We start from the raw sequence: 11,919 nt of genomic DNA, 5'->3' as shown, positions 1-11,919 counted from the left end.
GCGGCGGGCTGTTCCCCTCCCCGCCCCTTCCCACAACTGGGGCTCCGCCCCAGAGCCCGGGGCCCAGAGCCCGGGGCCCAGAGCCCGGGGCCCAGAGCCCGGGGCCCAGAGCCTGGCGGCCCGGGCCCGGCCCGCAGCGCGGACGCGGATCGGCCCCGGGCCTCAGCGCGGACGCGGATCGGCCCCGGGCCGGGGGCGCGAGGGACGGGGGCCGGGACGACGGCCCTGGGCCTCGAGATGGCCTCGGGGCCCAGGGCCGTGGCCCGAGGTGGACGCGGGCCGGGGGTGAGGCCCGGCGCGCCCCGCGTCAGACGGCCGAGGGCGTCCGCGCCTCCCGGGCGCGGAAGGCGCGGCGGTAGTCGTGTGGGGGCACCCCGACCGCCCGGGTGAAGTGGCGGCGCAGGTTGGCCGCCGTGCCCAGTCCGCACAGTTCCGCGATCCGGTCCACCGGCAGATCGCCGCCCTCCAGCAGCTCCCGGGCGCGCGCGATCCGCTGGCCCTGGAGCCAGCGCAGCGGCGTCGTGCCCGTGGCGGCGTGGAAGCGGCGGACCAGGGTGCGCGGGCTGGTGTGGGCGCGGTGGGCCAGGTCGGCCACGGTCAGCGGCTCGTGCAGCCGCTCGGCGGCCCAGTGCAGCAGCGGGGCGAGCGAGTCGTCGGTGCGCTCCGGCAGCGGGGACTCGATGTACTGGGCCTGGCCGCCCGGCCGGTGGGCGGGTGCGACGAGCTGCCGGGCCAGGGTGTTCGCCGCCTCGGTGCCGTAGTCCTCGCGCACCAGATGCAGACAGACGTCGATGCACGCCGTGGACCCCGCCCCCGTCAGCACATCGCCGTGGTCGACGTAGAGCACGGACGGGTCGAGCCGTACGGCCGGATAGCGCTCGGCGAACAGCGCCGCGTACATCCAGTGGGTGGCCGCCGTACGACCGTCGAGCAGTCCGGTCGCGGCGAGGGTGAACGCGCCCGAGCACAGCGACACGATGCGGGCGCCGCGCCGATGGGCCTCGTGGAGCGCGTCGATCAGCTCCTGGGGCGGATCGCCGCGCACATCGGCCGAGGCCGGGACGATCACGGTGTCCGCAGCGATCAGCTCCTCGGTGCCGTACGGGGTATGGGTGGCGAACCACGAGCGGGCGGCGACCGGTGCACCGGCCCCCTCGCCGCCCGGCCCGATCGCACAGACCCGCAGCTCGTACCAGGGGTCGGGGAGTCCGGGGCGATCGGAGCCGAAGACATGGCAGGGCACCGCCAGATCGAAGATCGGCATGCCCGGGGTGACGGCGAGGGCGATGGACCGCATGGCAGAAATGTAGCGCATGCTGTCACTCCTGCCACTCGTTCCGCCGTGCCCCGGGGCCGATGCTGGACGGGCATGACGACCCCTTCCTCGAAGGCCCAGGGGAGCGGTGTGCCCGCCCCCGCCCCCGACGCCCCGGATACGGCCCCCGGCCCCGACACTTCGGATACGGCCGACACTTCGGATACGGCCGACACCCCCGACGCGCCCCCCGGCCGCCGCCGCTGGCTGATCCTCGCCGTCGCGTCGGCGGCCCAGTTCCTCGCCGTGCTCGACATGATCGCGGTCAATATCGCCTTCCCCGCGATCGGCGCGGACTTCCGCTCGGCCTCCACCGCCGACCTGTCCTGGGTGCTCAACGCCTACACCATCGTGCTCGCGGCGCTGCTGGTCCCGGCCGGGCGGCTGGCCGACGCGATCGGCGGGCGGCGCTCGTTCCTGACCGGTATCGCGCTGTTCGGGCTCGCCTCCCTCGCCTGCGGGGCCGCCCCCGGGCTCGGCACGCTGATCGCGGCGCGCGTGGTGCAGGGCGTGGCGGCGGCCGTCCTGGTGCCCACCTCCCTCTCGCTCGCCCTGCCCGCCTTCCCGCCGCGCGAACGGGCCACGGCGGTCGGCGTCTGGACGGCGGTGAGCGCGGTCGCGGCGAGTTCGGGGCCGGTGGCGGGCGGACTGCTGGCCGCCTCCGACTGGCGCTGGATCTTCCTCATCAACCCGCCCGTGGTGCTGCTGGCCTGGGTGGCCGGGCTGCGGCTGCTGCCGCGCACCGGGCCCGCACGCACCGAGCCCGTACGCGGTGAGCGCCGCCGCCTCGATCCGCTGGGCACGCTGCTGGTCCTCCTCGGCACCGGGTCCCTCACCACCGCCTGCGTCGAGGCCGCCGACTGGGGCCACGGCGCCCCGGCCACCCTCGGCTTCCTCGCCGCGGGCCTGGTCGTGGGCGTGCTGGCCGTGGCGCACGTACGCCGCCATCCGGATCCGGTGGTGGACCCCGCGCTGTTCCGGACCCGTGCCTTCACCGCCGCCGCGCTCGGACTGCTCAGCTACTTCCTCGCCTACGGCTCCGCGCTCCTCGCCGCGACCCTGCTGTTCACCGGGGTGTGGGGCTGGTCCCCGGCCGGTGCGGGCCTCGCCGTCACGCCCTGGCCGCTCACCGTCCTGGTGGTGTCGATGCTGTCGGGGCGGATCGTACGGGCGCTGGGGGAGCGGACGGCGGCGATCGTCGGCGGGCTGTGCTTCGCCGCGGGACCGCTGTGGTGGCTGCTCCTCGCGGGCGGCGACGGTGCGCACTACGCCGTGGAGTTCATGCCCGGTCTGGTGCTCACCGGGCTCGGCGCGGGGCTCTACCAGCCGGTGATGTTCGCGGCCGCCGGACTGCTTCCGGCCCGTCAGCTCTCCCTCGGCTCAGGGGTGCTGATGATGTCCCGGCAGGGTGGCTCGGCCCTGGGCGTCGCGGCGCTGGTCGTGATCACCGGCGGCGCCGCACGGCCGGGTCTTGACGCGCTGCGCGCCGGGTGGGTCTGCACGGCGCTGACCGCGGCACTCGCGGCCCTCGCGGGCGCCGCCTTGCGCACACGCGTTCGTGCCGAGCCCGGGGAGACGCGTACCGGACCCGGTGAGAACCGTGGATCCGGCACGGACCCGATACGGCACCATTGACGTGCCCGTGCCACCTGCCTAGCGTGCTGAGCGGCCCCTGGATTCTCCGCAGGCAATGACGACGACGAGCTGAGCGGGGAGGGCGGATGAGTCTCTTCGAGGACGGACGGCCCTTCCTGCACGCGCTCCCCGCCGAGGACCGCCGTGCGCTGCTCGCCCTCGGCACCCCCCGCGCCTACGCCCCCGGCGAGGTCGTGCTGCGCGAGCACGACCGTACGACCTTCGTCGTGGCGATCACCTCCGGCTGGGCCACCGTCTCGGTGGAGACCGAGCGCGGGGTGCGGCTGATCCTGGCGCTGCGCGGGGCGGGCGAGGTCGTGGGCGACCAGGCCGCGGTGGACCACGGCTCGCGCAGCGCCACCGTCACCGCGCTCGGCCGGATGGAGGCGGTGGTGGTCTCCGGCGACCGGTTCCGGGCCTATCTGGCCGCGCGTCCCGTCGCGACCGTACTGATCATGCGTCAGTTCAGCTCCCGGCTGCGCAGCTCCGACGGGGAGCGGCGGTCACTCGCCTCGGAGAAGGTGCTCCAGCGGCTGGCGGCCCGGCTCGTGGAACTCGCCGAGCGCACCGGCCACTCCGGCGCCGACGGGACCATCACCATCGATCTCCAGATGCCCCAGCACGACATCGCGGCCGCCGTGGGCTCGACCCGGGAGGCGGTCGCCAAGGCGCTGCGGCTGCTGCGCGGCCAGGGCGTGGTCCGGACCGCCTCGCGCCGCTTCGAGGTGATGGACATCGGACTGCTGCGGCTGCTGGCCGAGGGCCGCGCGACGGGGGAGCAGATCCCGGTGCGCCCCCGCGATTGAGAGCTTGTGTCATATCCCCGGTCGGATCAGCGTGCGCGCCAGGCGTCGCACGCCCGGCCGGGGATATGACCCAGGCTCTGAGCGCGGGCGCGCACTCCCCCGCGTTGTGACGCGACTGTGTAAACGGCTACAGCCGTCCCGCCGTCCCCCGGCGACCCTGGAGTCGGCACAGGGCGCGGGGCCGTGGGCGACGGGGGTGCGCACGGCCCGGCCGCAGTCCGGTGACGGCCTGCCGGACACGGCACGAGCGCCCCGCACCGGAGCAGGGCGGCGGGGTGGGCCGGGGGACGAGCCCCGCCGCCCGCTTCCGGCATTGACCGGCACCCCGTCACCACCACATCGCGAGACGGGGGCCACGGCATGAAGGACGGCGGGCGATGAGCGCACCGGAAGACATAACCGCGCCGGACGACCTGAGCGCCCCGGCACCGTCGCGCGGACGACGGCTGGACATTCCCCAGGGCGGCCCGCTGGACGGGGCGGGCCAGCCGGGCGGCGCCTGTGCGGCGCGCGAGGCGCGTGCCCATCTGCACATCGCCTACGGCCCCGCCCGGATGTGCGCCGATCCGGCGCCGTACCCGCTGCCCGAAGGCCCGGTGCCGCGCGAGGAGTTGGCCCGGCTGCGCCGGCTCCACCGGGCCGTCCCCGAGCATGCCGCGATGCGTGACCAGCTGCGCCGCACCCACCTGCTGGCGCTGTGCGGCGAACCCGGCACCGGCCGCGCCTGGACCGGGCTCGCCCTCCTCGCCGAGCTGGCCGAGCTGACCGGCGGCGGGGTCTCCCGGCTCGGATACACCGGCCCGGACGGGGCACCCGGCGTGGAGAAGGGCGTGGAGAAGACCGAGCGCGGCCACGGCTATCTCCTCGAACTCCCCGCCGACCAGGCCGAATCCACGGCCGAGCCCCTGCTGGACCGGCTGCGCGCCCACTTCGCCGCACACGAGGCGTTCTGCGTGGTGCTGGTCGCGGGCGGCCCGGCCGCCGACCGGCTGCTGCGCGGCCGCCGCCACGCCATGGCGTACCGGCCCCCGGCCGCCGCCGACGTCCTCGACCGCCACCTCACCGAGCTGCTCGCCGACCGCCCCGCCGGACTGCTGGAGACGGCGCGGGCCACCGCCCGGCGCCCCGAGCTGACCGAGGCACTCGGCCTGGACGAGCCGCGGCCCGGCGAGGCCGCCCGGCTGGCCGGTCAGCTGGCCGCGCACGCCGAGGGCCGGCTGTCCGACGAGCGGCTGCTGGAGCACTGCCGGTCGTTCGCCCCGCATCAGGCCCGGGAGTGGTTCCTCGAGGCCGGGCACCCCGGCACCCTGCCCGCCGCGCTCCCCGCGCTGCGCGCCGCCGCGCTGCGGATCGCGCTGGCCGTCTTCGACGGTTCGGCGCACAGCGTCATGGCGGAGGCCGCCGAGCTGCTGGCCTGGGAACTGGCCGTCACGCTCGATCCGCAGTACGCGCCCGGCCGCCCGCTGTTCTCCGCCCGCCCCGGGGCCTGCCTCGCCACGGCGCGCGCGGTCCACGGCGAGGGGGTGGAGGACCTCGGGGACGCCTCGGTGCCCGTGCGCGCGGTGTGGTTCGAGGGGCGGCGGCTGGCGCCCGCCGTGCTCCACGAGTCCTGGGACGGTCACCACAACCTCCGCGGCCCGATGGCCCGTTGGCTGCGCGCGCTGTGCGACGACCCGCGCCCCCAGGTGTGGGTGCGCGCGGCGGTCGCCGCGGGCGTGCTGTGCGCCCGCGACTATCTCTACGGCCTGGTCGAGCTGGCGCTGCCGCTGGCCCGCACCGACAGCCCGGTGCAGCGGATGGCCGCGGCCACCGCGCTCGCCGAGGCGTCCCGCGCCCCGCAGGTGCGCTCCGCCGTGCACGGGCTGCTGCACGCATGGGCGCGCGGCGACGACGAACGGGAGCGCGAGACCGCCGCGCTCGCCCACGGCTACGGCCTGGCGGCGGGCTCGGTCGCGGCGTCCCTGGAGGAACTCGGCCGGCTCGCCCGCGCCGACGACGGTCGCACCACCTCCCACAGCGTGGTGCGGCTGCTGGCCGGGGCCGAGCCGGAGACCGTACTGGCCGCGCTCACCCACTGGTTGCGCGACACCCGGCGGGCCCGACGGGACCTGGCGCTGCTCGCGACGCTGCGCGCGGTCACCACCCGCACCTCGCATCTGTGGGGTCTTGGCGAGGTGCCGGAGCTGGAGCCGTACGCCGCCTGGCCGCTGGCCACGGCGCTGCTCGCGGCCCGTCCGGAGTGCGGGCCACGGCTGGCCGAACTGCTGCGGGCCGCGCTGACCTGGGCCAGATCGGCGGGGGCGGCGGAGGACGCGCTGGTCGGCTGGATCCGGCGGGCGGCGGGGGATGCGCGGCAGCTGGCCGTGTTGTGCGACTTCCTGCCCCGGCTGGCGCAGGACGGCGACGAGCCGCTCGACGCCGGGGCGGCCACGCGGATACGGGAGGTGCTGGAGGCACTGTGAGGAGAACGCCGATGGTGAAAGAGACAGAGGACCCGACAGGCACGGAGATCACCCACGAGACCACCCACGGCCACGCCCACGCCCACGAGAGGCCGGCGAGCGCGGGGGCGCGCCGGATCTCGGTCACCGGGGCGCGGATGCTGCGCGAGGCGCTGCGCCACGGCGGGGACGCCCTGTCCGCGGCGCTGCGGGAGGCCGACGACGGCCTGCTGCTGAGCGCGCTCGACGAGGGGCTGCCCGCCGAGCGGGCCACCCGCGTCGTGGTCGAGCTGGTGCGCCGCGCGCCCGAGCGCGGACCGGAACTGGCGGACGCGGTCTGCGAGAAGGTGCTGCTCGCCCAGCTCTATCTCGACCCGCCGCACCGCGCCCCGGGCGGCGCGGGCGGACCGGCCCCGGACCCCGACCGCAGGCTGCGGGTGCGCAACGCGCTGATGCTGTACGAGGGGCTGGTCCGCCCGTACGCGCGGCGCGGCGCGGTGCCGGAGCTGATGGCCTGCGTCCTGCCCGGCCTGTGGACGGCCGGGGACGGCACGGGCCGCGAGGTGGTGCGCCGGATCGTCGGCACCCGGCAGAGCACGGGGTTCGGCGAGAAGGGCTGGAAGGCGCTGTTCGGCGGCGTGGCCGAGGAGTGCGGGGAGCACCAGGAGGCGGCGGCCCGCGCCGACCGGCGCGCGGCGCGGCGGCGAGGGCGGCGCGGCGGCGCCGAGGACGGCGGCCGCATCGATCTGAAACCCGGCCAGCTGTGGGTCTCCGCCCTGCTGGGGCTCATCGCGGTGGCGCTGGTATTGATCGTGGTGATCGCGGCCGGCTAAGCGGCCTCGCTGAAGTCCGGTGCGGTTCGGTTGCGCCCCGAAGGGGCGCGGGGCTGTGTCGTTGTGCGGCTCCGCCGCGGCTGTCTCGATATGCGGCTCCGCCGCGTGGGCGACCAGCCACGACGCGGCCGCGGATGAACGACCGCACCTCGCGCCACTTCCCGCGGAGCGCTCAGCCGCCCGGCGCGGACCCGGCCCCCGCCCCCGCCGGGGCCCACACGGCGCGCGCGATCCCCCACCTCTCCGCCGGAGGCGCTCGGCGCGAGAGATCGAGAGATCCGTGTCGTGGAGCGTTCACAATGGGCCGCGAGCGGCGAAGATGGGGGCATGGGATTCCATGTCGACTCCGAGGCCGGGCGGCTGCGCCGCGTCATACTGCACCGCCCCGACCTGGAGCTCAAGCGGCTCACCCCCACCAACAAGGACGCCCTGCTCTTCGACGACGTCCTGTGGGTGCGCCGTGCCCGCCAGGAGCACGACGGCTTCGCCGATGTGCTGCGGGACCGCGGGGTCGAGGTGCATCTCTTCGGGGATCTGCTCACCGAGAGCCTGACCCTGCCGGACGCGCGGGCGCTGGTGCTGGACCGGGTCTTCGACGAGAAGGAGTACGGGCCGCTGGCCACCGACCATCTGCGCGCCGCCTTCGACGAGCTGACCGCTCCGGAGCTGACCGAGGCGCTGATCGGCGGCATGACCAAGCGGGAGTATCTGGAGCGGTACCCGGAGCCGGTCTCCGTCCGCTTCCACGCCATGGAGCCCGATGACTTCCTGGTCAATCCGTTGCCGAACCATCTCTTCACCCGGGACGCCTCCGCGTGGGTGTACGACGGGGTGTCGATCAACGCGATGCGCTGGCCCGCCCGCTGGCACGAGACGGTGCACTACGAGGCCGTCTACCGCCATCATCCGCTCTTCGCGAAGGAGGACTTCCACGTCTGGTCGGAGGGCCAGGCCGCGTACCCCTCGACCATCGAGGGCGGCGATGTGCTGGTGCTCGGCAAGGGCGCGGTGCTGATCGGGATGAGCGAGCGGACCACCCCGCAGGCGGTGGAGATGATCGCCCACCGGCTCTTCGAGGCGGGTTCGGCCCGGACGATCGTGGCGCTCGACATGCCCAAGGGGAGGGCCTTCATGCACCTGGACACCGTGATGACCATGGTGGACGGGGACACCTTCACCCAGTACGCGGGGCTGGGGATGCTCCGCTCGTACACCATCGAGCCGGGCGCGGGCAGCCAGGACCTCAAGGTCACGGACCATCCGCCGGAGCATATGCACCGCGCGATAGCCGCGGCCCTCGGCCTGGACTCCATCCGCGTGCTCACCGCCACCCAGGACGTCCACGCGGCCGAGCGCGAGCAGTGGGACGACGGCTGCAATGTGCTCGCGGTCGAGCCGGGCGTGGTGGTCGCCTACGAGCGGAACGCGACGACCAACACCTTTCTGCGCAAGTGCGGGATCGAGGTCATCGACATCCCGGGCAGTGAGCTGGGCCGGGGCCGGGGCGGGCCGCGGTGCATGAGCTGTCCGGTCGAGCGGGACCCGGTGGAGCCGTAGCATCGGAGTTTCGCCCTCGAACCGCAGGGCCGGGATCCACCCTCGAACCGTAAGGCCAGGATTCACCCACCCCTCTCCGCATATATGCAGAGCGTCGTATATGCTTCCATGGTTCCGGGCCGCGGCACCCCGCCGTAGCCGCCGATCCGCCACGTGTTCGCCGTGACCTAGGAGCCACCCTTATGGCGATTGACCTCACCGGCCGCCACTTCCTCAAGGAGCTGGACTTCACCGCCGACGAGTTCCGCCGCCTGATCGACCTGGCCGCCGAGCTGAAGGCGGCCAAGCGCGCGGGAACCGAGGAGCGGCGGCTGCGGGGCCGGAACATCGCCCTGATCTTCGAGAAGACCTCCACCCGCACCCGCTGCGCCTTCGAGGTCGCCGCCGCCGACCAGGGCGCCTCGACGACCTATCTCGATCCGGTCGGCTCCCAGATCGGTCACAAGGAGTCGGTGCGGGACACCGCGCGGGTGCTCGGCCGGATGTACGACGCGATCGAGTACCGGGGCCATGGCCAGGGCGTCGTCGAGGAGCTCGCCGCCCACGCCGGGGTGCCCGTCTACAACGGCCTCACCGACGAGTGGCACCCCACCCAGATGCTCGCCGATGTGCTGACCATGACCGAGCACAGCGACAAGCCGCTGGATCAGGTGGCCTACGCCTACCTCGGCGACGCCCGGTACAACATGGGCAACTCCTACCTCGTCACCGGCGCCCTGCTGGGCATGGACGTCCGCATCGTCGCGCCCAGCCTGCTGTGGCCCGACAACACCATCGTGGAGCTGGCCCGGCAGCTCGCCACCGCCTCCGGCGCCCGGATCTCGCTCACCGAGAACGTCGAGGAGGGCGTGCGCGGCGCGGACTTCGTCGCCACCGATGTGTGGGTGTCCATGGGCGAGCCCAAGGAGGTCTGGGACGAGCGGATAGCGCTGCTCGGGCCGTACGCGGTGACGATGGACGTGCTGCGCGCCACGGGCAACGACGCGGTGAAGTTCCTGCACTGCCTGCCGGCCTTCCACGACCTGGGCACCGACGTCGGCCGGGAGATCCACGAGCGGCACGGCCTGACCGAGCTCGAGGTCACCGACGAGGTCTTCGAGTCCGAGCACTCCGTCGTCTTCGACGAGGCGGAGAACCGGATGCACACGATCAAGGCGGTGCTGGTCGCGACGCTCGGCGCCCGGTAGCACTCGACCGGCGGCTCCCGGTCGGCTGCTCTCGGTCATCGGCGGGCGGAGTGGGCGGCCCTCAGTCCTCCGTGGGCGGGAGGACGAACCAGACGGCCTTGCCGTAGGGGGTCGGCCGGTAGCCCGCGTCGGCGCTGAGGGTCCGGATCAGCAGCAGACCGCGTCCGCCCTCGGCGAGGCGCTCGGGCATCCTGGGCCCCTCGGGGCGCCCCAGCGAGTCCAGCCCGCCGGGCGGATTCGGGTCCTGGTCGTGCACCTCGACCTGCCAGCCCCCGGTCGGCACCAGCTCCACCACCAGCTCTATCGGCTCGTCGCCGGTCGTGTGCCGCACCGCGTTGGCCACCAGCTCGGCCGTCAGCAGCTCCGCCGTGTCGCCGTCCACCGGCGCCCCGATGTCGGCCAGGGTGTTCCGGATCAGCGCACGCGCCAGCGGTACGGCGGCCGTCGTGTGCGGCAGGGCGAAGCGCCAGGTGGCGGCGTGGGGGGGATCGGGCACGGAAGGCGTCCAGTCGGTCGGCGTGAAGCGGAGTACCGCAGCCCTTGACGGTATGAAGCGGACGATAGTTGCGGAAGGGGCTGTGGGCCACTCTTGGCGGGACCTAGGGACTGAAAGGCGCATTCACGCCATACGAGGCAAATGGGCGGCGCCGGTTGTCCGGCGGGAGGCTCAGCGCGCGGCGCGTCACGGCTCCAGCGCGGGCTTCAGGCGGGCGCCGCCCACGCCCGTTCCGTGAGCCCGAGCAGCCGCTCGACCGTGGCGGCGTCCGGCAGCGGGCCGTGATCCCCGGTCACCCCGAGCGCGGACGCGGCCGTGATGTGGCCGAGCCGCAGCGCCGAGGTCAGGGCCCCGCCGCGTAGCAGCCCCGCCAGGAAACCGGCGGCGAAGGCGTCCCCCGCGCCGACCGGCTCCACCACCTCCGTGCGCGGGGCCGGTACCGTGACCACCCGCCCGTCGCCGTCCAAGGCGGTCGCCCCCCGCCCGCCGTCCTTGACGACGAGCAGACGCGGACGCGGCAGCAGCTCGCGTACCCCGCCCGCGTCGAGGTCCGCTCCCCACAGGTGCCGCGCCTCGTCGAGGCCGACGAAGACGATGCCGGCGCGGCCGGCCGGGTCGCGCAGGACCGTGGCGGCCGTGCCGTCCGGCCACAGCGCGGGGCGGTGGTTGACGTCGAAGCTGATGGCGTGCCGTCGTTCATGCGCCGGGCGGGGCGGGCAGCCGCCTCGGGCCGCGCCAGCCAGGTGGTGGTGGAGTCCGGCCCGAGCAGACAGATCCCGGTGCCCGCGGCGGCGATCCAGGTGGCGGGCCGGCCCGCCACGGGTGCCACCGCGCCCAGCGGGACGGGCAGCTCGGCCGGCGTCCGCAAGGGCGCGGCGGGGTCCTGGGGGGCCGTCAGCAGACGGCCCTCGAGGATGTCGACGAGTACCAGGGTCTCGCCGGTCCAGCGGATGCCCTCGCCCAGGCCGAGGCGGTCGGGGCGGGTGGGGCGCGGGTCCTCGGTCATGCGGCGGCCTCCCGGACCGCGGCGTGGAAGGCTCGTGCGCGGGCGCGCAGGGCGTCCTGACCGCCGCCGTCGGCGCGTCGCCGATGAGGGGCGAGCCGATCGACCGCGGTCGCCCCGGCGGCCAGATAGGCGCGGGCCGCGGCCTCGTCGACGCCGCCGACCGGTACGAACACCTCGTCCGGGAACGGCCCCCGCAGCGCCTTGAGATAGCCAGGCCCGCCCGCCTGGGCGGCCGGGAAGATCTTCAACGCCTCGGCGCCGAGCGCGCGTGCGCCGATCACCTCGGTCGGGGTCATGACCCCGGCCAGCACCGGGAGGCCCAGTTCGCGCGCGGTGGACATCCCCTCGCCCAGACCGGGCGTGACGGCGAAGTCGGCGCCCGCCCGGTGGGCGGCGCGGGCGTCGTCGGCGGTGAGCACGGTGCCCGCGCCGAGGGGGCGGCCGGGGCCGAGGGCCTTGCGGGCCCGCTCGATGACGGTCAGGGCGTCCCCGGTGGTCAGCGACACCTCGATCAGTTCGATGCCTTCGTCGGCCAGGGTCAGTACGGTGCGCAGCGCGGCCTCGGGGTCGCTGCCGCGCACGATGGCGACCAGCCTATGGGCGGCCAGGGCGGCTCGCAGGTCCACGGGCGGAACTCCTCGTC

Annotated in this window: 8 protein-coding genes and 3 pseudogenes; 6 read left to right on the top strand and 5 right to left on the bottom strand. The window is 75.0% G+C overall.

Going from position 1 to position 11,919, the window contains the following annotated elements; all coding sequences use genetic code 11:
* Positions 1–307: 307 nt before the first annotated feature.
* Positions 308–1,315, bottom strand: coding sequence for a GlxA family transcriptional regulator (locus tag KHP12_RS16635; RefSeq protein ID WP_246648589.1), 1,008 nt, complete (start codon positions 1,313–1,315; stop codon positions 308–310).
* A 54-nt stretch (positions 1,316–1,369) separates the two neighbouring features.
* On the opposite strand from KHP12_RS16635, the gene KHP12_RS16630 reads away from it, so the two are divergent.
* The 6 genes from KHP12_RS16630 to argF all read left to right on the top strand — a co-directional run bounded on the left by KHP12_RS16630 (position 1,370) and on the right by argF (position 9,774).
* The gene (locus KHP12_RS16630; protein WP_211833117.1) at positions 1,370–2,950 is read left to right on the top strand and encodes an MFS transporter; all 1,581 of its coding nucleotides are present in this window, start codon (positions 1,370–1,372) and stop codon (positions 2,948–2,950) included.
* Positions 2,951–3,036: 86 nt separating this feature from the next.
* Positions 3,037–3,756: a Crp/Fnr family transcriptional regulator gene (locus KHP12_RS16625; protein ID WP_086884163.1), complete on the top strand. Its 720-nt coding sequence runs from the start codon at positions 3,037–3,039 to the stop codon at positions 3,754–3,756.
* 377 nt (positions 3,757–4,133) lie between these two features.
* Positions 4,134–6,218: a hypothetical protein gene (locus KHP12_RS16620; protein ID WP_246648583.1), complete on the top strand. Its 2,085-nt coding sequence runs from the start codon at positions 4,134–4,136 to the stop codon at positions 6,216–6,218.
* Positions 6,219–6,229: 11 nt separating this feature from the next.
* On the top strand, positions 6,230–7,030 hold the full coding sequence (locus KHP12_RS16615; RefSeq protein WP_086884164.1) for a hypothetical protein: 801 nt from the start codon (positions 6,230–6,232) through the stop codon (positions 7,028–7,030).
* A gap of 327 nt (positions 7,031–7,357) precedes the next feature.
* A complete protein-coding gene (locus tag KHP12_RS16610; protein WP_037959055.1) occupies positions 7,358–8,587 on the top strand; it encodes an arginine deiminase in 1,230 nt (409 codons plus the stop codon).
* Positions 8,588–8,769: 182 nt separating this feature from the next.
* On the top strand, positions 8,770–9,774 hold the full coding sequence (gene argF / locus KHP12_RS16605) for an ornithine carbamoyltransferase (protein WP_086885422.1): 1,005 nt from the start codon (positions 8,770–8,772) through the stop codon (positions 9,772–9,774).
* 61 nt (positions 9,775–9,835) lie between these two features.
* Here argF and KHP12_RS16600 read toward each other — a convergent pair whose 3' ends face one another.
* From KHP12_RS16600 to KHP12_RS16590, 4 genes and pseudogenes are all read right to left on the bottom strand, one after another.
* The gene (locus tag KHP12_RS16600) at positions 9,836–10,270 is read right to left on the bottom strand and encodes an ATP-binding protein (RefSeq protein ID WP_086885423.1); all 435 of its coding nucleotides are present in this window, start codon (positions 10,268–10,270) and stop codon (positions 9,836–9,838) included.
* A 206-nt stretch (positions 10,271–10,476) separates the two neighbouring features.
* Positions 10,477–10,977, bottom strand: a pseudogene (locus KHP12_RS16595) (PfkB family carbohydrate kinase); the annotation flags it as partial.
* Positions 10,978–11,015: 38 nt separating this feature from the next.
* Positions 11,016–11,276, bottom strand: a pseudogene (locus tag KHP12_RS51110) (SMP-30/gluconolactonase/LRE family protein); the annotation flags it as partial.
* Positions 11,273–11,902, bottom strand: a pseudogene (locus KHP12_RS16590) (bifunctional 4-hydroxy-2-oxoglutarate aldolase/2-dehydro-3-deoxy-phosphogluconate aldolase). The pseudogenes KHP12_RS51110 and KHP12_RS16590, both read right to left, overlap by 4 nt.
* Between the last annotated feature and the right edge of the window lie 17 nt (positions 11,903–11,919).

Source organism: Streptomyces asiaticus (assembly GCF_018138715.1).
GTDB classification, from domain to species: Bacteria; Actinomycetota; Actinomycetes; order Streptomycetales; family Streptomycetaceae; genus Streptomyces; species Streptomyces asiaticus.
This window is presented reverse-complemented; position numbering and strand designations above follow the sequence as displayed.